Origin of the sequence: Halococcus thailandensis JCM 13552 (assembly GCF_000336715.1) — an archaeon.
Taxonomy (GTDB): domain Archaea; phylum Halobacteriota; class Halobacteria; order Halobacteriales; family Halococcaceae; genus Halococcus; species Halococcus thailandensis.
In genome coordinates this window covers 41115-62129 of sequence record NZ_AOMF01000166.1, presented here as the reverse complement: position 1 = coordinate 62129, position 21015 = coordinate 41115, and the positions used below count along the sequence as shown (strand labels likewise).

The 21015-nt window shown below is 66.7% G+C and carries 22 protein-coding genes; 9 read left to right on the top strand and 13 right to left on the bottom strand.

The features are described 5' to 3' along the window. The first annotated feature begins 44 nt into the window (after positions 1-44). Positions 45-1919, top strand: a complete 1875-nt coding sequence (locus C451_RS15250; protein WP_007741891.1) for a PINc/VapC family ATPase — start codon at positions 45-47, stop codon at positions 1917-1919. A gap of 281 nt (positions 1920-2200) precedes the next feature. Here C451_RS15250 and C451_RS15245 read toward each other — a convergent pair whose 3' ends face one another. The 8 genes from C451_RS15245 to C451_RS22670 form a co-directional block, all read right to left on the bottom strand. Next, a complete protein-coding gene (locus C451_RS15245; RefSeq protein WP_049913155.1) occupies positions 2201-3847 on the bottom strand; it encodes a TrkH family potassium uptake protein in 1647 nt (548 codons plus the stop codon). 39 nt (positions 3848-3886) lie between these two features. Further along, entirely contained in the window at positions 3887-5377 is a 1491-nt protein-coding gene (locus C451_RS15240) for a TrkH family potassium uptake protein (protein WP_007741885.1), read from the bottom strand. After that, positions 5377-6711 carry a Trk system potassium transporter TrkA gene (trkA, locus tag C451_RS15235; protein WP_007741883.1) on the bottom strand — a complete coding sequence of 445 codons (1335 nt, stop codon included), beginning with the start codon at positions 6709-6711 and terminating at the stop codon, positions 5377-5379. The genes C451_RS15240 and trkA overlap by 1 nt, the downstream gene beginning before the upstream one ends. A gap of 79 nt (positions 6712-6790) precedes the next feature. Further along, entirely contained in the window at positions 6791-7360 is a 570-nt protein-coding gene (locus C451_RS15230; RefSeq protein WP_007741881.1) for a plastocyanin/azurin family copper-binding protein, read from the bottom strand. Between the two features lie 132 nt (positions 7361-7492). Then, positions 7493-8362 (bottom strand): sulfurtransferase, encoded by an 870-nt coding sequence (locus tag C451_RS15225; protein ID WP_007741880.1) that lies wholly within the window; start codon positions 8360-8362, stop codon positions 7493-7495. Positions 8363-8459: 97 nt separating this feature from the next. Next, a complete protein-coding gene (locus C451_RS15220; protein ID WP_007741878.1) occupies positions 8460-9197 on the bottom strand; it encodes a helix-turn-helix domain-containing protein in 738 nt (245 codons plus the stop codon). Positions 9198-9247: 50 nt separating this feature from the next. Continuing rightward, positions 9248-10252, bottom strand: coding sequence for a YeiH family protein (locus C451_RS15215; RefSeq protein WP_007741875.1), 1005 nt, complete (start codon positions 10250-10252; stop codon positions 9248-9250). Then, entirely contained in the window at positions 10246-10407 is a 162-nt protein-coding gene (locus C451_RS22670) for a hypothetical protein (RefSeq protein ID WP_161605867.1), read from the bottom strand. Before C451_RS22670 ends, C451_RS15215 begins: the two co-directional genes overlap by 7 nt. Before the next feature lie 209 nt (positions 10408-10616). Between C451_RS22670 and C451_RS15210 the strand changes: the two genes are divergently transcribed. The 4 genes from C451_RS15210 (at position 10617) to C451_RS15205 (ending at position 14076) form a co-directional block, all read left to right on the top strand. Continuing rightward, complete coding sequence (locus tag C451_RS15210; RefSeq protein ID WP_007741873.1) at positions 10617-11429, top strand: helix-turn-helix transcriptional regulator; 813 nt, start codon at positions 10617-10619, stop codon at positions 11427-11429. 133 nt (positions 11430-11562) lie between these two features. Then, a complete protein-coding gene (locus tag C451_RS22150) occupies positions 11563-11703 on the top strand; it encodes a rubrerythrin-like domain-containing protein (protein ID WP_007741872.1) in 141 nt (46 codons plus the stop codon). Between the two features lie 50 nt (positions 11704-11753). Further along, positions 11754-11924: a DUF7838 family putative zinc beta-ribbon protein gene (locus tag C451_RS22980; RefSeq protein ID WP_007741871.1), complete on the top strand. Its 171-nt coding sequence runs from the start codon at positions 11754-11756 to the stop codon at positions 11922-11924. Positions 11925-11991: 67 nt separating this feature from the next. Continuing rightward, on the top strand, positions 11992-14076 hold the full coding sequence (locus C451_RS15205) for a hypothetical protein (protein WP_007741870.1): 2085 nt from the start codon (positions 11992-11994) through the stop codon (positions 14074-14076). On the opposite strand, the gene C451_RS24110 is transcribed toward C451_RS15205, so the two are convergent. Further along, entirely contained in the window at positions 14061-14186 is a 126-nt protein-coding gene (locus tag C451_RS24110) for a hypothetical protein (protein WP_275039337.1), read from the bottom strand. The two genes, C451_RS15205 and C451_RS24110, sit on opposite strands and share 16 nt — an antisense overlap. Before the next feature lie 268 nt (positions 14187-14454). On the opposite strand from C451_RS24110, the gene tbsP reads away from it, so the two are divergent. Beyond that, entirely contained in the window at positions 14455-15285 is an 831-nt protein-coding gene (tbsP, locus tag C451_RS15200; RefSeq protein WP_007741869.1) for a transcriptional regulator TbsP, read from the top strand. Between the two features lie 79 nt (positions 15286-15364). Here the strand turns inward: tbsP and C451_RS15195 are convergent, their stop codons facing one another. Further along, a complete protein-coding gene (locus C451_RS15195) occupies positions 15365-16306 on the bottom strand; it encodes an alpha/beta hydrolase (RefSeq protein ID WP_007741868.1) in 942 nt (313 codons plus the stop codon). Positions 16307-16403: 97 nt separating this feature from the next. On the opposite strand from C451_RS15195, the gene C451_RS15190 reads away from it, so the two are divergent. Continuing rightward, complete coding sequence (locus C451_RS15190; RefSeq protein ID WP_007741867.1) at positions 16404-17027, top strand: METTL5 family protein; 624 nt, start codon at positions 16404-16406, stop codon at positions 17025-17027. On the opposite strand, the gene C451_RS15185 is transcribed toward C451_RS15190, so the two are convergent. Continuing rightward, entirely contained in the window at positions 17024-18268 is a 1245-nt protein-coding gene (locus C451_RS15185) for a divalent metal cation transporter (RefSeq protein ID WP_049913164.1), read from the bottom strand. The genes C451_RS15190 and C451_RS15185 overlap by 4 nt on opposite strands. Positions 18269-18441: 173 nt before the next feature. Next, a complete protein-coding gene (locus C451_RS15180) occupies positions 18442-20097 on the bottom strand; it encodes a rhomboid family intramembrane serine protease (protein WP_007741864.1) in 1656 nt (551 codons plus the stop codon). 80 nt (positions 20098-20177) lie between these two features. On the opposite strand from C451_RS15180, the gene C451_RS15175 reads away from it, so the two are divergent. Further along, positions 20178-20459, top strand: a complete 282-nt coding sequence (locus C451_RS15175; RefSeq protein WP_007741863.1) for a DNA-directed RNA polymerase subunit L — start codon at positions 20178-20180, stop codon at positions 20457-20459. A gap of 2 nt (positions 20460-20461) precedes the next feature. Here C451_RS15175 and C451_RS15170 read toward each other — a convergent pair whose 3' ends face one another. Beyond that, entirely contained in the window at positions 20462-20698 is a 237-nt protein-coding gene (locus tag C451_RS15170) for a hypothetical protein (protein WP_007741862.1), read from the bottom strand. A gap of 87 nt (positions 20699-20785) precedes the next feature. On the opposite strand from C451_RS15170, the gene C451_RS15165 reads away from it, so the two are divergent. Next, the gene (locus tag C451_RS15165; RefSeq protein ID WP_007741861.1) at positions 20786-21013 is read left to right on the top strand and encodes a DUF7860 family protein; all 228 of its coding nucleotides are present in this window, start codon (positions 20786-20788) and stop codon (positions 21011-21013) included. Positions 21014-21015 lie beyond the last annotated feature (2 nt).

Below are 21015 nucleotides of genomic sequence, written 5' to 3'. Positions count from 1 at the left end.
CCGCGCTTGAACATCCTTATGCCGCTCGCCGGCCCAGTGATGGTATGACTATCGTCCCGGACACGAGCGCGGTCATCGACGGTCGCGTGTCCGAACGAGCGGCGAGCGGTGGGCTCTCCGGCGAGACGGTCGCGATCCCCGAGGCGGTCGTCGCCGAACTCGAAGCCCAGGCCAACGACGGCCAAGAGACCGGCTGGGAGGGGCTCGACGAGCTCCAGCGACTCGCCGACCTCGCCGACGACGGCGAGATCGAGATCGAATACATCGGCCGACGACCCGAAGCGAGCGAACGCCACAGCGCCGACGAAGGGAGCGTCGACGCGCTCATCCGCGACCTCGCAGCCGAACACGGCGCGACGCTGCTCACGAGCGACGAGGTCCAGAGCGAGGTCGCCCGCGCCACCGGGCTCGCCGTCGAGTACGTCGATCCCGAGATCCGCGAGGTCGAGACGCTGTCGATCGAGGAGTTCTTCGACGACGAGACGATGAGCGTCCATCTCAAGACGGGCGTTCCGCCGATGGCCAAGCACGGGACGGTCGGCGAGATGCGTTTCGAGGAAATCCGTGACGAGGTTCTCACCGAGGGGGAGCTCCGCGAGTGGATCGACGAGATCGAGAGCGCGACACACGCCTCCAGCGAGGGGTTCGTCGAGCTCGACAAGCATGGCATGACGATCGTCCAGTTCGGCGAGTACCGGATCGCGCTCGCCCGTCCGCCCTTCGCCGACGGGCTGGAGATCACGGCGGTCCGGCCGATCGCCGAGACCGAGCTGTCGGACTACGACTACGCCGAGGACCTCCGCGAGCGCCTGCTCGACCACCAGCGCGGCGTGCTCGTCGCCGGCGCACCCGGTGCGGGGAAATCGACGCTCGCGGCTGCGGTCGCCGAGTTCCTCGCCGATTCGGGCTTCTCGGTGAAGACGATGGAGAAGCCGCGCGATCTGCAGGTCGACGCCGACGTGACTCAGTACACCGAACTCGACGGGCAGATGGAGAACACGGCCGACTCGCTGCTGATGGTGCGGCCGGACTACACCATCTACGACGAAGTGAGAAAGACCGAGGACTTCTCGGTGTTTTCGGACATGCGTCTCGCGGGCGTCGGGATGGTCGGGGTCGTCCACGCGACGCGGGCCATCGACGCGCTCGGGCGACTCGTGGGCCGGGTCGAGCTGGGCATGATCCCGCAGGTCGTCGACACCGTGGTGTTCGTCGAGGCCGGTGGGATTTCGACCGTGTACGACGTCCAGACCGAAGTCAAGGTTCCCGAGGGGCTGATGGAGGAGGACCTCGCGCGACCGGTCATCCAGGTCCGTGACTTCGAGACGGGCCGACCCGAGTACGAGATCTACAGCTTCAACCGGCAGGTCGTCACGGTGCCGGTGGGCGACGCCGAGAGCGAGGACAGCGGCGTGGACAAGATCGCGAAACAGGAGATCGAGCGGGAGATTCGCTCGGTCGCGCGCGGGAGCTGCGAGGTCGATCTCAAGAACCAGAACACGGCCGTGGTCTACGTCGAGGAGGCCGACATCTCGACGGTGATCGGCAAGGGCGGCGGGCGCATCACCGACATCGAGAACAGACTGGGGATCGACATCGACGTGCGGACGTTCGACGAGCGACCGGGCGGGCGCTCCGGCGGTGCTGCTGGCGGGTCGAGCGGTGGTGCGAGCGGTGCCGTGGGTGGCGGCAACGGTGCGGGCGATATCGTCACGCCCGAGATCACCGCCCGGCACGTCGTCATTCCGATGGAGGGGCACGCGGGCGAGACGGTCGAGGTGCAGGCCGACGGCGAGTATCTGTTCACGGCGACGGTCTCGCGCGGCGGCGAGGTGCAGGTCTCGCGCGGGAGCGCCATCGCCGAGGAGTTAGAGCAGGCGATCGATCGCGGACGGCAGGTCACGGTCGCGCCGTCGTAAACGTCCACAGTCGGCTGATTTTCTGCGATTCGCGCGGTGCAGCAGCCGCGGTGCGGCTGGCGGTTCCTGGTGGATGAAGGGCGAGCGCGACCGGAGGGAGCGCGAGGGCTTCGGCGGTACGGGGTGCTGTGCGGTTGCGGAACGAGTTGATGTCCGCGCGAACGGAGTGAGCGCGGTTCGCCGCTCGCGCGGTTTGCGAGCGGATGTTTTTAGTCCAGGTTTTTGCAAGCGGGGGTCAAGCGAGCAAAGCGAGCGCGACCCCCTGCAGTAAAAAAGTGGGTTTAGGTACGCCAGTAGGACGGCGTGAGCAGCACGAGCACGGGGAGGATCTCGAGCCGGCCGATCCACATGAGGAAGGTCATGAGCAGTTTCGAGGTGGCCGGGAAGGCGAGGTAGTTGTTCATCGGGCCGACAGCGCCGAAGCCGGGGCCGACGTTGCCGAGGGTCGAGGCGATGGCGCTCGTGGCTTCGAGTGTGGAGATGGTGTAGCCGACGCGCCAGGAGTCGATGACGACCAGGAGGCTGGCGAGCACGAAGAGGGCGATGTAGAGCAGCGTGAAGGCGTAGATGCCGCGGATGGCGCGCTCGTCGATGACGCGGCCGGCGAGTCGGACGGGCGACACCGCTTCGGGGTGGACCGTTGTAAAGAGTTCGCGCCGGAGGGATTTAACGATGACCACCCAGCGGATGATCTTGATCGCACTGCCGGTCGAGCCGGCCGAGCCGCCGATGAACATCGCGAAGAAGAGGATCGTCTTCGCGGGTGCGCTCCACGTGGTGAAATCCATGTTGGCGAAGCCGGTGGTCGTGATGATGGAGACGATGTTGAACAGGGCGTGACGCACCGAATCCTCGACCTGTCCGATGATGGGCGGGACGGCGTCGGTGACGGTTTCGATGCCGACACCGGTGAAGAGGAGGCCCGCGATGACGGCGGTCAGCACTCCGATGACGCCGACGTACGACCGGAGCTCGGTGTCCTGTGTCAGTTTCTCCGGGTTGCCGGTGAGCGCGTGCCAGAACAGCGCGAAGTTGGCACCGGCGGCGACCATGAACGGGATGATGAGCCACTGGACGGCCGCCGAGAACGCTTCGATCGAGCGGGCTTCCGGCGAGAACCCGCCCGTGGGAAGCGTCGTCAGCGCGTGCGAGACGGCGTTGAACAGCTCCATGTTCGGCGCGAGACCGCCGAGATGGAGCCCGTAGAGCAGCAGCATTTCGAGGACGGTGAGGCCGAGATAGACCAGCCAGAGCACGCGTGCGGTCTCGGCGATGCGCGGGGTGAGCTTCTCGATGCCAGGGCCGGGCGCTTCGGCGTCCATCAGCTGTGCGCCACCGACCGAGAGTTCGGGGAGGATCGCGACCGCGAGCACGACGATCCCCATGCCGCCGAGCCACTGGGTGAGCTGTCGCCAGAGCAGGAGGGCGTGTGAGTGCTGGGCNGCGACCGCGAGCACGACGATCCCCATGCCGCCGAGCCACTGGGTGAGCTGTCGCCAGAGCAGGAGGGCGTGTGAGTGCTGGGCGAACGAGATCTCGCCCATCATCGTCGCGCCGGTCGTCGTGAACCCGCTCATCGACTCGAAGAGGGCGTTGATCGGGTGGGCGAGCGTCGATCCGGTGCCCATCCCCGAGAGGAGATAGGGGACGGTGCCGACGAGCGCGACGACGAGCCAGGTGAGCGCGACCATCAAGAATCCCTCGCGCGTGCCGAGATCGGGCTCGGGTTCGACGCGTTCGAGCGCCAGTCCGACGATCACGGTGACGACGAACGCGACGGCGAACGTCAGTACGTCACGACCGTAGAAAAGCGCCACCGCGAGCGGAATGAGCAGGGTCGTCGAGAGATACTTCACGATCGTGCCGACGAGACCGATGCTCGTCCGCCAATCGACGCGCAGCCGACTCGACGACCACTTCGAAGCCACGTTCTGGCTGGCGGCTGTCGCCGGGATCAATCTATCGCTCTACGATCGCCAGAACGCGCGCGTGAAGAGCACGAGCACGGGGACGATCTCGATGCGCCCGATCCACATCAGTATCGTCATGACGAGCTTCGTCGCGACGGGAAAGCCCGCGTAGCTGCCGTAGGGACCGGCGAAGCCGAAGGCCGGGCCGATGTTGAGAAAGGTCGAGGCCGCCGCACCCATCGCCTCGAACTCGCTGAGAGCGGCGGCCGACCACGTGGTGTCGACGACGACGAACACCGTCAGCAGCGCGAAGATCACGACGCTCACGAGCGTGTAGGTGTAGATATCGCGGATCGTGCTCTCCTCGACCGGCGATCCGGTCAGCCGCACCGGCCGGATCGCCTCCGGATGGATGGCGGTGAAGAGATCGCGTCGAAACGACTTCAGGACGACCAGCCAGCGCACGGTCTTGATCGAGCAGGTCGTCGAGCCGGCCATCCCGCCGACGAACATCCCGACGAAGAGGACGTGGCGCGACAGCGGCGACCACAGGTCGAAATCGACCGTCGCGTAGCCCGTCGTCGTGACGATCGAGACCACCTGAAAGAGCGCGTGGCGCAGCGTCGTCTCGACGGTCCCGAAGCGACCGTTGACGAACAGCGAGATGGCCACCAGCGCGGTCGCGCCGAGGACGATCGCGAGATAGAACCGGAACTCCTCGCTCGCTCGCAGGCGGCTCGGATCGCCCTGCAGGAGATAGTAGAGCAGGACGAAGTTGGTCGCGCCGACGAACATGAAGGGGATCGTCGCCCACTGGACGGCCGGCGAGAACGCACCGATGCTCGCGGCCTCCGGCGAGAAGCCGGCCGTCGAGACGGCGGTGAGTGCGTGTGCGATCGCGTCGTACAGCGACAGCGCCGGTGCGAGACCGCCGAACGCCAGCACGAGCAGGACGACGACCATCAGCCCGGTGAGTCCGGTGTAGATGCCGCCGAGCAGGCGTGCGGTCTCGGCGATCTTCGGCGCGAGCTTGGTGACGTCCTGTGTCTGGGTTTCGGTCTCCATCAGCTGTGCGCCGCTGACCGACAGCTCCGAGAGCAGCCCGACGGCGAGCACCAGAATGCCGAGACCGCCGAGCCACTGGAGGACGCTGCGCCAGAGCAGAATCGATCGCGAGTGCAGGCCGAAATCGGTGATGACGGTCGCACCGGTGGTCGTGATCCCGCTCATCGCCTCGAAGAGGGCGTTCGCCGGGCTGGCGAACACGCCCGCACCGGTGAGAACGAAGGGGATGGTGCCGACGAGTGCGACCGCGAGCCACGCGAGCGCGACCAGGAGGAACGCCTCGCGCGGGCCGGGGGCCGAGCGCTCGAAGCGCTGCAGACCGGTGCCGACCGCGAGCGAGAGCAGCGTCGGCACGACGAACGGGAGCAGCGAGTCGCCGTAGAGGGCGGCCACGCCGACGAGCGCGGCGAGCGGGACGGTGAGCGCCTGCAGAACGACGCCGAGAAGACTCGCGCTCGTGCGGACGTCGACCCGAACCGCCATCAAAGCCGGCTCGCGACCGCGTCGACGACCTCGGTTTCGACGAAGACGACGACGTGATCGCCGACTTCGACGACCGTATCGCCACGGGGGGTGATGAACTCGCCGTCACGCGTGATCGCGCCGATCGTCACTCGGGCCGGGAGATCGTCGGTGGCGTCGGTGATCGGCTGCCCGGCGAGCGTGCTATCGTCGTCGATCTGGATCTCGAGCACTTCGGCGCGATCGTGGTCGATGATGGCGACGTTCTCCATGCGGCCGTCGAGCGTGAACCGGATGATCTCCTCGGCGGTCGCATCACGCGGGTTGATCGCCGCGTCGACGCCGACCGCCTCGAAGAGATCGGTGTATTCGGCGCTCTCGACGACGGCGATCGTCCGATCGACGCCGACGCGGTCGGCGAGCAGCGAGGCGAGCAGGTTCTTCTCGTCGGCACCGAGCGCGGCGATCGCCACGTCCGCGTCGCCGACGTGTTCGCGCGTGAGGAACTCCCGGTCGGTCGCGTCGCTCGACATCACCGTCGTCTGCGGGAGTCGTTCGGCGAGCTCGCGAGCACGCTCGGGGTCGCGTTCGATGAGGCGCGGCTGCAGTCCACGTTCCCCGAGCAGCTCGGCCGTCTGGACGGCGATCTGGCTGCCACCGATGATGATCACGTCACGGTTCTCGTCGCGGTCGGTGGCGAGATCGGCGGCGAACGCGCGCGTGCTTTCGGCGCTGCCGATGACGACGATCTCGTCGCCGGTAGCCAGCTTCGTCTCGCCGTCGGGGACGATCAGGCCGTCCTCGTGGAGCACGGCCGCGACGGTGAGCTCGTTGAACTGGTCGTCGGCCTCGGCGACCGTCTGGCCCGCGATCGGACTGTTCGCGGGGATACAGAACTCCGCCAACAGGACACTCCCCTCGGCGAAGACGTCGACGTTCTGGGCGGCCGGCAACCCGATGACGCGGGTGATGGTCTCGGCGGCCAGCAGGTTCGTCGAGACCATGAAGTCGACGCCGAACGCGCCGCCGGACTCCTCCCACGTCTGGAGGTAGTTCGTCGATCTGACGCGGGCGATGGTGAACGCGTCGCTGGCGGTTTTGGCCGTCGCGCAGGTGACGATGTTCGTCTCGTCGTCGTCGGTGCTCGCGATGAACAGGTCGGCCGCGCCGACGTCGGCCTCCCGCAGCGTCGCGAGCGACGTGCCGTCGCCCTCGATGGCGAGCACGTCGAGCGAGTAGGTGAGCGATTCGACGCGGCTATCGTCGGTGTCGATCACGACGACCTCGTGGTCGTCGTCGAGGCTCTCGGCGATCGAGGAGCCGACCTGTCCGGCCCCGACGATGATCACGCGCACGGGGATCGCCCTCTGACCATACCGACAGTTCGTAGCGGCGAGTAAGTGGATTTCCCTTTCAGCGTCGGTGCACCGAGCTTCACTCCGAGACCGTAACCGTGCCGACCATCCCCGAACTCACGTGGGGGATGCAGACGTAGGTGTACTCGCCGGCCGTCTCGAAGGTGTGTTCGTAGGTCTGGCCCTCCTCGACGACGGCGTAGGGATCGCCGTCGTAGGAGGCGAACGGCTCCGCGCCGTCGGGAAGACTCACCTCCTCGCTGTCCTTCGGTACGGCACCGACGTTGTGACCGGCGCTCTCGAACTCCCACGATACCGTATCGCCGACCGACACTTCGACCGCCTCCGGTTCGAAGACGAGCCGTCCATCCGGGCCGGACGCGACCGTGGTCGTCTCGCCGCCCGCGCTACTGTTGCCGCTCGCACCGCCCGTTCCGTTTCCGCCGGCCGTCGCGTCGCCACTCGTCGAACCGCCGCTCTCGCTCGTGGCGTTCCCACCGGAGCCGTTGCCACCACCGCTCCCGCCGCTCGTCCCGTTGCTGTCATCGCCGCCGTCACCGGCGGAACCGCTGCTGCTACAGCCCGCCGCGAGCACGGTACCAGTCGTGGCGATGCCGGCGAGGAACCGCCGCCGATTCGTTCGTTGCATTCGCCGAAAGCTTCGGCGAGGACGGACAAAAGCCGTTGGATATCGTCGTGTTCGGCGGTCTACGCTACCGATGAGCACGATCCCGCAGTACGATTCTCTGCGTGGTGTCGTCGTGTCGAGAGAGTGTATGAGCTACTCGCCGCGGATGCCCGCCCGCCGGCCGCGCTCGATCGGCGCGCCGACGGTGTTGCCCCACTCGACCCACGAGCCGTAGTAGTTGCGCACGCTCTCGTAGCCGAGCAGTTCGTGGAGGACGAACCAGGTCAGCGCCGAGCGCTCGCCGATGCGACAGTAGACGACTACCTCCTCGTCGATGCCCGCCTCGCGGTAGATCTCACGGATGGTTTCCTCGGATTTGAACCGGCCGTCGGCGTCGACGACCTGGCTCCAGGGGACGTTCACCGCGCCGGGGATGTGGCCGCCGCGCTGGACGCCCTCGTTCCAGCCCGGCGGCGCGAGCACCTCGCCGCGGTACTCCTCGGGAGTTCTGACGTCGACCAGCGACGTGCCGCGTTCCATCGCCGTCTCGACCTCCGCGCGATCGACTCGGATCGATTCGTTCGGGCTCGCGCCGGTGTACGACCGTGGACTGAACTCCGGAACTTCGTCGGTGAGCTCGTAGCCTTCGGCGAGCCAGCCGTCGCGGCCGCCGTCGAGCAGGCGGACGTCGGCGTGGCCGTAGTAGCTGAGCAGCCAGTAGCCGTAGCCGGCGAACCAGTTCATCATGTCGCCGTAAACGACGACGGTCGACTCGGGGGTAATACCGATTTCGCCGAGCAGCGCCTCGAAGTCGGCGACCGACGGGATGTCGAACGCCGTCGAGTCCTGGAGATCTTCCTTCCAGTCGAGCTTCGTCGCCCCCGGGATGTGGCCCGTCTCGTAGCTGCTCGGATCGAGGTCGACTTCGAGCAGGCGGGCGGCGGGGTCGTCGGCCACGAACTCGTCGAGGCGCGCCGCGACCCACTCCGGCGGGACGAGCACGTCCGTCGCGTGGTCGGTCATCGCTTACCGTCCGCTAGGTCGCAGTGGCTATTAAACCCGTGCTGTCGGCTACCGATGACGTGCCGATCGCTGCCGTGTGGCACGCGAGGGACGGAGGCTATCGGAGCCAGCGATCGCGCTCGTCGTCGGCGACGTAGCGGCGCGCGAGCTGGCTCTCGGCCTGTCGGAGCCGGTAGGAGAGCGTCGAGCGGGGGACGTCGAGCTCGTCGGCGAGCTCGTCGAGCGTCGTCTCTCGCGGTGTCTCGTAGTAGCCGTCCTCGACGGCCGCCTGGAGCGCCGCGCGCTGTTCGGCCGCCACCGAGACCGACGCCAGCGAGTCGCGCTGCCAGCCGTCGGCGTCGCGGAGATGGCCCATCCGGAAGGAGAGTCCCTCGCGCAGTCGGGCGGCGAGCTCGTCGTAGAGCACGCCCACCTTCGCGTCCGAGCGCATCAGCACGCGCCAGGAGTGACGGTTCTCGCTCCGAAGGGTCTCGAAGACGAGTCCGGGCGGGAGATGCTTTCCCGAGAGGGTGTGGACGGACTCGCAGGCGCTGATCCCGTCGAGATAGGTGTAGATGACGAGCCGCCCCTCGCCGCGTTCGAGCACGTCGTGATAGCGCGTCGCCTCACAGTCGCGTTCGGTGAGCGACTCCCCGCAGGTGTCGTCGTCGAAACGAATGTCTTCGATGCGGTCGAGCGTCGCCGGCGAGCCGGCGATGCGTTCGATGCGCCAGAACCGTTCTTCAGTTACGAAGCCGTCGAGCGAGCGCGCAACTGCGTCGGGATCGTCGATGAAGGCGTCCATGATGGGGTCGGTCCCGCGCTCGTACTCGATGGTGAACGTGAACTCCCGCATCCATCCGTCCGTTCGGCGCGCGCGAAAAGAACATGCCGTTTCGGCAGCCGTCAGAAGAGGGTCGTGAGGACGGCCAGACAGACCGTGCTCACACAGATGAGGCTCACGAGCACGACGAGGACCGGCTTGAGCCCCGTCGAGCGGAGTTCGTCGAGGCGGATGTCGAGCCCGAGGCCGGCGAAGGCGAACAGGAACAGCCAGTCGGCGGCGTGTTCGAGCGAGGCGAGCTGGGCCCCGCCGAGCACGCCGGTGTTCGCGACCAGCATCAGTCCCAGAAAGCCGAGTACGAACTTGGGGAACGAGTGCCAGAGGTAGCCGACGCCGCCGGGAACGGCGTCCTCGCGCTCGCCGCCCGAACGGCGGATGTAGTAGAGTGCGTAGGCGATGGCCGCGAGACCGATGAGCGCGTTGCGCGTGAGTTTGACGAGCAGCGCCCACTGGCCGGCCGCCTGCGAGAAGGCGAAGCCGGCCGCGGTCACGGGGCCGGTACTGAACATCGTCAGGCCGGCCCAGATGCCGAAGACCTTGTCGGTGAGCCCGAAGAGGTGGCCGAGCGCCGGATAGGCGAGCAGCGTCACGGCGTCGAACAGTAGTACTGTGGCGGCCGCGTAGGCGATCTGGTCCTCGTCGGCCTCGATGCTGCCGGCCGTCGCGACGACCGCCGAGACGCCACAGATGCTCGACCCGGCGGCGAGCAGCGAGCCGATCTGCTCGCGGATGCCGAACGCGCCGCGCGCGAGCGCCTCGACGGTGAGGATCGTCGTTATCACCGTGGCGATGACGAGTGCCAGGATCGTCGGGCCGGCGTCGACGACGCGATCGAGGGCGACGCTCGCGCCCATCAGGACGATCCCACCTTCGAGCCAGAGCTTGTTCGTCCCGACGCCGGCGCTCGCCCAGTCGGGTACGCCGTAGAGGTTGCCGACGACCAGCCCGATGACGATGGCGATGATCAGGTGACTCGTCGGAATGACCGTCGCGAGCGCCCGCGCGGCCAACCCGATGACGACGAGCACGCCGATGCCCGGCAGCACCGACTCGCGGACGTTCACCACGGGATCTGCACACCGCTGGCGACGATCACCAGGACGAGCGCGCCGAGCACCACCGCCTGCCAGTCGTGTGGGAGCTCCGTCCAATACCTGGCCAGCGTCCTCGCAGCGCTCGATTCGCCACCCACCGTGCCGCCGCTCTGCTGTTCGTTGCTCATCGGCTCCCCCGTTCGTCGCGATCGATCCCGTTTCGACGCGTTCGATCAATACGTCGCATCTTGCTTGTCCGTCCGGCGATGGCAATCATAGCCCTTCGTTTGGCGCACGCCAAATCTTCCGCTCGCGTCGGTGCTCCACTGGGATCGAGTCGATCGACTCACTTCCGGAGATACGTTTATTACCTATGTTGAACAATGACATACGAACGATGAACACCGAGCGCCTCGTCGAACTGATCAGGCGTGCGCCGGTGCTCGCGGCGTTGCGGGACGCCGAATCGATGGATCGGCGCGATCTCGAGGCGGAGCTCGACGTCTCGAAGTCGACGGTTCACCGCCTCACGCGCTCGCTCCGCGAGCACGGGCTCATCGAGCGCGAGGCGGGTGCGTTCGTGCTCACGCCGTTGGGACGGACGTGCGCCCGCGAGGTCGCGTCGTTCACAGCGACCGTCGAGACGGCGTGGGAGCTCGCGCCGGTGCTGGCCGCCGCCGCGGCCCACGACGTCGCCTTCGATATGGCGGCGTTCGCCGACGCGACCGTGACGACCGCCGCGCCCGGCAACCCGTACCAGCCGGTCGAGCGGTTCATGACGCTCGTCGACGCGACCGACGAACTCCGCGGGCTCGATCCGGCGATCATCAACCCACTGCATATCGACGCGCTCCACGAGCGCATCGTCGGCGGGATGACGACCGAGGTCGTCTTTCCGACGAGTGTCGTCGCGGAGCTGCTCGAAACGAACCCCGACCGCGCCGAGCGGACGTTCGCGAGCGGCAACTTCTCGATCCTGGTCCACGACGATCTGCCGTTCGGGCTGACGCTCTGTGCCGAGCGCGTCGGTGTCGGCAGCTACGACGACGACACCGGACTGTTGCGGACGTACGCCGATACCGACGCGCCCGCCGCCCGCGAGTGGGCCGAGGCGGTCTACGACGACTACCGTGACGCCGCGATCCCGCTGGGCGAACATCCCGAACTCGCCCGGCTTCACCCGGGCATGACCGTCGGTGAGAGCGAGTAAGCCCATCGGCCGCTCGCCGGTGGGCATCGGGTCTGTAGCATACATACGGATCCTCATCGCGTCCGCATCGGGCCTAGTGGTTATATACCATAGCTGCATAAGTATTATTAATACTGACTGTCTATGGTCGTGTATGCACGATGTCGTCGAGGAATCCGCACGCGAGTCGACATACGAGTGCCTCCAGTGTGGCAAGATCGTCGAGCGAACGACACATCCGGGCTCGTGTTCCTGTGGCGGCAGTTTCCAGAACCGGGCGATGTCGCTCGAATAGGGCGAGCGCGAAACCAGTAGATTGAGGGCCGCCGACCGTTATGCGACGATATGAGCCTCGAACGCGATCAGTACTGTCCGGTGTGTGACGACGAACGGGTGTTCTACCGCGCGGCGAGCACGATGATGCATCTCGGCGAGAAGACGAAATGGCGCTGTCCCGACTGTGACTACGGGTTCGTCACCATCGGCGAGAACGTCGACTCCAGCGCATCGGCGTAGGTCGATCGAGGCCCACACGTTTTTGCTGTCGCGACGACTGCCCATAGCCACAGGATGAACCGATGAGATGACGGGTCGATCGGGCGCGGCGACGCGGCCCACGTTCGAACGGACGGAGGACGGGTTGGCGGTCGTCGACCCGGTCGAACGCCATCGATACGTGCTCTCGACGGGTCCGACACGGCCGACGGCGGCCGATCCGTCGCGTTTTCGCTTTCCCGTCGAGAGTGCTGTGTCGATCCGGACCGACGGGATCACGCTGCCGAGCGTGGTGTCGGTCCACGTCCGCGACGAGTCGGGCGTAGTGGTCGCCCGTGCCGAGCATCACGCGGAGGAGAAGCTCCCCGCTGGCGAGTATATCGTCGAAGTGAGTGCACCGGTAAAGCTGTATTTCCGCGTGGAGAGTACTCTCCGGATCAGTGCCGACGCGGAGGGAATGGCAATCGAATTCGGTGGCGAGCGCGAAGTGCTGGTCGGCGCGCGATCGCATCACGAGCGACCGGCGGCGACGGTGCAAACGCCGGCCGAGCCCGAGGNGATGATGACGGCGATCTCGACGTTCGGGTCGGCGCTGAAGACGACCAGTCCGGAACGGTCGTATCCGACCCTGCGGGGCCATCCGCCGACGGTCGAACTCGGCGAATCGCTGGATCTGGCGGGACTCGAACCACCCGAAACGGGTGTGACGATCGAGGTGCCGCCGGAGTACGAATCGATATACGTCGTTGCCCCGCTCGCGTACTATCTTGGTGCGACGATCGAGCCAGGTATCGAACCGCTGTTACGGACCGATCGCGGGTTCGAGCAGTCGCTCGCCGGCCCGCAGGGGTTCGAGCAAACGGTCGCGCGGACGCTCAAGCAAGCGTTCTTCATGGACTGTCTCACTCGGACCGAAGGACTGTATCCGGTCGATCTCCACGAGCGACGGCTGATGGAGGGCGAGCTAGGACTCGATTTCTCGGCGCTCTACGAGCAACCGCTGGCCGCACAGCTCGAAACGTATCTCTCGATTCCCTACCGGACGATCGCCGAGCACGTGCCGACCTGGAAGCTCACCGCGAACGTCGCGGCGACGCCAGCGAGCAGCGAGCACCTGCCCTTTGTCGTCGCCGATCTCGCCATCGTTCGGGCGGTGAACCCGGCATCCAGTCCGGAGGGAACGGCGACCGCTGTCGAGAGCGCGACCGACGAGGGTGGTCGGTTCGTCGACGGGCCGGCCGACATCGATATCGAGGAGCCGTTCGTACGACCCGAACCGGCCGATTCGCTAGAGCAGACGTGGATCGGGGAGGGAACGCCGCTGGGGGCAAGCAAGGCGTCGCTGGCGGCCTATCGCAACCGATTGGAACGGACGCCCGCCGAGGGCGACATCGAGATCACGGTCGTCTGTAACGACGCGGCGATGGACGACGAGCGCGTCGTCGAGGCGAGCTACGGCGAGCGGGCCGATCTTCCCTTCGACGTGACCGTCGCCCACGACCTGACGACCGACGAGTTGGCGGACGTACTCGCCACCCGGACGGATTTCCTCCACTACATCGGCCACGTCGACGACGAGGGATTCGCGTGTGTGGACGGCCGTCTCGACGCCCGGCAGCTCGATTCGGTCGGTGTCGACGCCTTCCTGCTCAACGCCTGTCAGTCGTATCGCCAGGGAATGGCGCTGATCGAAGCCGGTGCAATCGGCGGGATCGTCACGATTTCAGATATTTTGAACAGCGAGGGCGTCAAGATGGGTCGTGCGCTCGCCTGCCTGCTCGATGCCGGCTTCCCGCTGGGGCCCGCCCTCGAGATCGCCCGCGGCGAGAGCATCGTCGGCGGGCAGTATCTCGTCGTCGGCGACGGCGGCTTTGCCATCGCCGACGCCGCGGGCGGCACGCCGACGCTCTGTGAGATTGAGCGCACCGGGGACGGCTTTCGGGTGGACCAGATCACGTATCCGACGCGCGAGCGCGGTCTCGGCAGCCTCTTCATTCCTGCTGCGTCGGGTGACCGTGACTGCTATCTCTCCTCGGGTCGCGTTCGCCGGCTCGATCTCTCGGCACACGAACTCTGGGCGTTTTTCACGCTCGAAGCGATGCCGGTGAAGATCGACGGCCAGCTCCACTGGAGCGACCGGATGGATTTCGGCGTGCTTCAGGGACCGGAGTAAGTGCAGGCGCTGGCACCGCTCACGTCGGTGACGCCACAGCACGCCACCGTGAACTGAATGCTCTCGCTCGGCGACTCCGCTTCCGATGGTTGCTGTTGACTATCACTCACAACTGGTCGATATTCATCCGTGTCTCGGATGAAACTATCGTATGGTTTCCAACAGCAACGTAAACGGTCAAAACCGTGTCGCGCGACGTCCGTCGGTCGATCGAACGGTTAACGGCTGATCGAGGGAGCAGTTGCCTTCTTCTGTCTGCATGACATGCATATCGTTGCGGATATCGTGCCCGGAAGTTACAATATGCATTTACTTTGTGCGTTTCAGGTTCAGTTGGCCAATAAAATTAAATAGATGGGAAACCTCCGTTTAGTTGCTATGAGTTTCACGAACCGAATCGAAACGGACGTTGCCGACGTCTACCGCGCCGTGCTTTCGGAAACGACCGACGACGCGTTCGTCGTCGCACCCGCGGCGGCATCGGTCGAGCGGCTCGTGACGGTGCTCGACGGTCTCGACAGCCCGCCGACAGTGCGCCTACTCGCGTTCGACAGTACGCTCAAGGACGTTCTCGACGACTTCCTGGTCGCCAGCACCGCCGCCGATCTCATCGACGAGGGCACGCTCTCGTTGGGGACGATCGAGGAAGCCGGCACCGGCCAACTGATCGTCACCGACGACACGGTCGTCTCGCTCGTCACGGCGGGCCAGCGGGTGGCCGCCCTCGGCACCGACGACGAGGAGTTCGTCGCGAACGCCAACGAGCGCTCCGAAGAGCGCTGGGACGCGAGTTCGTCGTATAGCCTCAGAACCCCGCCGCTTTCGCGGATCCGCGAGACGATGGCCGAGGCGTTCGATCCCGGCGTCCGCGACGACTTCGACGCCGTGCTCGCCTCGCTCGACACCGCCCGCGGCGACGGCAACGGTCTCGACGAGGTGACGATCAGCCTGCTCGTCGCGGCGAAAAACGAGGAGCTGCTCTACGACATCTCGAAGTGGGGTGAGGACACCGGCGTCGCGAGCAAGGCCACCTTCTCGCGGACGAAAACCCGCCTCGAAGAGATGGGGCTGCTCGACACGACGAAGGTGCCCATCGATGTCGGCCGCCCGCGACTGCGGCTGCTGCTCGGCGACGAGCGCCTCAGCGAGGCCGACGCCGACGAACTGGCGGCCGTTGCCACCGGTATCCTCTCGACCGACGCGTCCTGATTCAGACGGACCCGAGAGATTAGATCCGGAACCGCCGTTCTCACTGCCGATTTGTTCCGCTCGCTTCGTCCTCTCCGACCTACTGGGCGAACGCGTCCCTGAGATCGTCCGCGAGCAGTGCGATCGCGTCGCGGCTCCGGTCGATCGTGTCGACCAGATTGAGAAAGCCGTGGATCATCCCCTCGAAACACTCGTGAGTGACCGGGACGCCCGCCGCGTCGAGGCGGTCGGCGTAGGCGATCCCCTCGTCGCGCAACGGGTCGAACCCCGCGGTGATGACGGTCGCCGGCGGGAGGCCGGAGAGATCGCGTGCCATGAGCGGTGCGGCGTACGCGTTTCGCGCGTCGGTCGGCTGGTCGAGATAGCGGTCGTAGTACCACTCGGCGCTGGCCCGTTCGAGGAGATAGCCCTCGGCGTTCTCCTCGTAGGAGTCGAACTCCTGGAGCGACGGCGAGTTGACCGACGGGTAGACGAGCGACTGGTGGCAGAGCTCCGGCCCGTCGCGGTCGCGGGCAACGAGCGTGACGGCGGCGGCCAGATTGCCGCCCGCGCTGTCGCCGCCGACCGCGACCCGCTCCCCGTCGCCGCCGAGCTCGTCGGCGTAGTCGACGGCCCACTCGGTGGCCGCGTAGCAGTCCTCGACGGCCGCTGGGAAGGGGTGCTCTGGCGCGAGGCGGTAGTCGACCGAGACGACGAGACAGTCGGCCGCGTTGGCGAGCGCACGACAGACCGGGTCGTGAGTGTCGAGCCCGCCGACGACCCATCCGCCCCCGTGAAAGGTGACGAACACGCCGTAGGGCTCCGTCCCCGTCTCGGGCGCGTAGACGCGCACCGGCAGCGGCCCGCCCGGCCCCTCGATCGAGAACTCCTCGATTTCGCCGACGGGCTCGGGATCGGGCGTCGTGAACAGTTCGTCGAGGCGGTCGCGGGCGGTCGGAACCGACATGCCGTGGGTCGGCGGCGTGCGCTGTTGGTCGATCCGTTCGAGCAGCCGTTCGACCTGTGGATCGAGGTCGTCCATCCGTCGGACCGACGGCGACGACCGACGTAGTTCTACCCCTCCGATAACTCCGAGGTATGTGGAAAGGTTTTCGTATGCCCGCTGGGTATCACGGATGATGAGTTCCGTGAGCGCGCTGGCACAGCGACTCGCCGTCGTCGCCGGCTTCGAGAACCCACGGACGAGCCTGGAGCAGTACCGGACGCCGCCGGGGCTGGCGGCCAGGCTGGTCCACGACGCCGATCTGCAGGGCGACATCGAGGGGCGGTTCGTCGTCGATCTCGGAACCGGGACGGGGATGCTCGCGCTTGCGGCCGCGCTCCGTGGACCGCGCGGCGTGGTTGGTGTCGATATCGACCCCGAGCCGCTCTCGACGGCGCGCGACAACGAGGGACGGGTCGGCACGGCCACCGACGTCTCGTGGCTGCGCGCCGACGCGACCGACGCGCCGCTCAACACGAACGACGACACGACCGTCGTGATGAACCCGCCGTTCGGCGCGCAAGCGGGCAACGAACACGCCGACCGCGCGTTCCTCGCGACGGCCGCCCGTCTGGGCGACGTCTCCTATTCGGTTCACAACGCCGGCAGCCAGGAGTTCGTTGCATCGTTCGCCGCCGACAACGGCGGGACGGTCACGCGCTCCTTTCGCGCCGAACTCGATCTCCCCCGACAGTTCGACTTCCACGACGAGGACTCCCACACCGTCGAGACCGAGATTTTTCGCATCGAGTGGGCCTAGAGCCACGTCACGATCTGGCTGTAGAGGCTGCGCGCCGTCAGCAACGTGAAGACGAACATCAACACGGTGACGACGGCGAAGACGGCGTTCAGCCAGCGCGGGTGGTCGAAGAACTTCCGATTGGCGAAGAAGAGCGCGAGCGCGAAGATCGGCAGTCCGATCAGGCCGTTGACGGCGGGCATCACGATGCCGAGTCGCACCGGCGTGATGTCGGTGAACTCCAGCAGGAGGATTGCGAAACCCACCGCCATCACGATGAGTATCTCGACGGTGCGCCGGAAGCCCCGATCGCCGAAGACGGTCGTCCGATCCCAGGCCTGCGGCACGAGAAAACCGGCCCCGAACAGCGTGCCGGTCGCCGAGGAAAACGTCGCCAGCAACACCGCCAGGACGAACACCGGCAGCGCCCAGCCGCCGAAGATGGCCTGTAACGGCACGCCGGGGCTGGTGAGCGTCGGTGTCCCCGGATCCATCGTCAGCGCTGAGACGATGATCACGGCCGCGCTGAGGAGCACGATGAAGGCGATACCGACGAAGTTGTCCCGGCGGTACGGCCCCATCTCGGTCCAGTTCTTCGAGGGCTGGATACTCGATTGAATGATGAAGTTCGGGTAGTAGACCGTAGTGCCGAACAGTGCGATGAGGCTGGTCAGAAAGCCGATATCGCTCCGCAGATACGGCACGAACCCCGACATGACCCGCCCGATCGGAAGATCGAGTCCGAGCGTGAGAACGATGTAGATGGCGAACACAGTCAGGATGATCGCCGCGATGGCGGCCTCGATGCGATCGTAGACGCGGAGTTCGACCAGCGCGATGCCGATGCCGCCGGCGAGGATCGCACCGAGGTAGACGTTGTCGAGCGGCGTCAGATAGGCCAGCGCAGCACCGGCGACCGCGTAGTTCGAGATCGCCCAGAACTGCATGATGAAGGCGATGAACAGCGCCATCGCCTTCGTCGGCCCCGCGCCGATCGCTCCACGGATGTAGCTCACGACGGGTTCGTCGATGGTCGCGAGTCGGCCGGACATCTCGTGCATCGCCAGATCGACGACGAGCGCGATCGGCAGCGCCCACAACAGGAGGAACCCCCAGTTCGCCCCCGTGTTGGCGAGGATATACACCGAGCCGGCCCCGAACACGTTCGCCGAGAACAGCAGCCCGAGACCGTACGCCTCGACGAACCGTTTCGGTCCCTCCACCGGGAGCCAGGAGGGCACGTAACTGTCTACTGAGCTCATCGTCGACTCACCCATGATTGTATCATTCGTGCTCACCCTCCATGGTTATAGATAGCGCACAACGTGTAGCTAATTGGCTCGGTCGCCTGCAGAAGACGGCTCCTTTAACCGCGATGGTCCAATTCAGGGCTACTTACCGGCGGGAATCGGATCGTATGGCTCCGCGACACCGCTCACCGATAGCGCTCGCGTTCGGCGATCGGGACGCGTGTCCCGCCGGTCGCGGCGAACAGCGTCCGTCCCTCGCGGCTGAAGGTGATGTTCGCGGCGCGCGTCGTGCCGTTGTTCGGAAGCGGCGCACGTCCGAGCGTCCCGTTGGCTCGCGAGACGACGAGTCCGAACCCCTTCCGTCGTGGGACGATCGAGACGTTCTTCCCCCGGATCGTCGCGTCGGCAGTCGCCGGTGCGGAGCGGTAGCCGACGCGACTTTCGGTGCTCCGATTGAGCCAGACCTTGTAAGCGCGGTCGTCGCCCGCCCGCCAGCCGGTGCGCGAGACCCGTATCCGCTCGTCCCAGCCCAGGCCGCCGAGGCGGACGGTCGCCCGGCCGGTGAACGCGAGCCGCGATGCCTGGACGGCGGTCGTCCAGAGATGGCGTCGCTCGCTCGTCACGATGACGCCGCTGGCGTTGACGGTCGTGCTCTCGCCGAACGCCGCGACGTCGACGACCGACACCTGTCGGTTGGTGACGTTTTCGGCGTATCGCACGGTATAGTCCCTGACGGCGATCGCGTCCGACTGGTCGGCCGTCGCGTTGGCCGGTGTGCTGGCCGCCCGCGCCGTCGACGACTCGACGGTCGTGAGGTTCACCGGGATCGCGGGTGCCGACAGCGCCGCGAGCGCGAGTAAGACGACCACGGCCGTGCCGGCCCATCGCTTGGTGCCGCCGACGAGTGGGACCGTCGATGGGATGCGTCCGGTGGCGACGACGCTCGCGACGACCAGGAGGGCGAGCCCGAAGACGAGCACCACGCCGAGCGCGCGATAGAGCACGAACCCGCCGTTGCCGCGAAACCAGTAGACCGCCCACAGGGATTGTGAGACGGCGAACAGTACGGTTCCGAGCCAGAGTCGACCTGCCGTGGGGCCCGTCTCGCGCCGTCGGACGAGCACGATTCCGGCGAGCACGCCGACGAGCAGGCCGATCGCGTGGGCTTGGATGGCGATGCCGGCCCACCACGGCGCGCCGAACGACGGGCTGGCGCTGGCCTGGACGACCGGGTTCCGGACGGCGGCGTAGATCTGCCGAACGGCGTCGCTGGCCGCGAGCGCGACCACCGTCGCCAGCGGATAGTGGACGAGCGCGACCCCGGCGATCGCAAACAGCACGCCCGAGAAGCCGATGACCGGGCCGATCGCGAACAGCGCGACGAACAGCCCGACGAGCAGCGCCGCGGCCGGGATCGCGAGCACGCGGGCGAGCGGGTTCCTCACGAGCGGTGATGTGGAGCTCTGCTCGTCCGGGTAATGTCCCCAGGCGTACTCGGCCAGCGGGGCGAGCGTAAGCGTCCCAACCAGGTTCCCGATCAGATGCCCCGGACCGACGTGGGCGAACGAGGAGAGAACGATGCCGAGCGGGGAGCCGTACGACCACGCGCGAAAGGGAAGCGCGAGCGGGCCGTACCAATGCTGGAATCCACCCTGGACGAACAGATAGATGGCGAGCACGCCGAGCACCGTGAGCAGCGTTCCCCAGGGGATGCCGGCGAGAAAGCGCGCCCGCAGCGCCGCGGTCCGGTCGCGGGCATCGAGTCGCCACGCCACGAGCGCCGAGAGGACGACCGCGAGGGCGACGGCGATGCGGGTGAGCGCCAGCCACGGCGAGCTCATGGCCAATCCTGGGTATGCGTGGGTTTCACTCTGTCGCGGCCAGTCGTCAGGTTCAAGCGCGCGAGACCGAACAGTAGTGTATGGAACTGCGGGTCATCGAAAGCGACGAGAACGAACTCTCGATCGAGGTCGCCGGCGAGGGACATACGTTCATGAACGTGCTCAAAGGAGCACTGCTCGAAACCGAGGGTGTCACGACGGCCACCTACGACGTCAACCCCGAGCAGTCCGGCGGTCAGACCGAACCGATTCTCACCATCCGAACCGGGGGAACGGACCCGCTCGACGCGCTCGAAGACGGCGCAGGACGGGTGAGCGACATGACGGCGGCGTTCCGGACGGCCTTTGAAAGCGCTGCCTGAACTCAGTTCGCGGGCTGTCTGTACATGCCGACGGCCTCGCGGGCGAGCACGAAGCCCGCGACGAGCAACACGCCGCCGAACACTGCCATCCAGAGCCCGATCATCTGCTCGCCCGCACCGAGCGTTTCGATACCGTTGAGTTCGACGAACGCGCCGGCGACGGCTGCGAGCGTCGCCCCGACGGCGCGCACGGCGGCCGATCCGAACTCCGCTGCTATCTCTAGAACTGGTTCGATCATGGCGTCCGCTCACCTGTGGACTGTCAAAGCGCTTGTGATTCGGCGACGAAACGTAATCCTTGAGGGAATTCGGCGAGAACCGGCGGTATGGCCCGCTACGGCGATCTCAACTACGGTTGGCTCACGAAACACGGCTTTGGGCTCGGCGTCGCCCTGTTCGTCCTCGGCGCGCTGGGTTCGATCGCCGGCCCGGCGCTGTTCGGCTCGCTCCCCGGCTGGGAGGCGACCCTGTTCGCCGACAGCGAAGTCGCCGGCATCGTCATCGCCTTCCTCTCGGTGATGTTCTTCGGGATCGTCCTGCCGCTCACCGAGTGAGC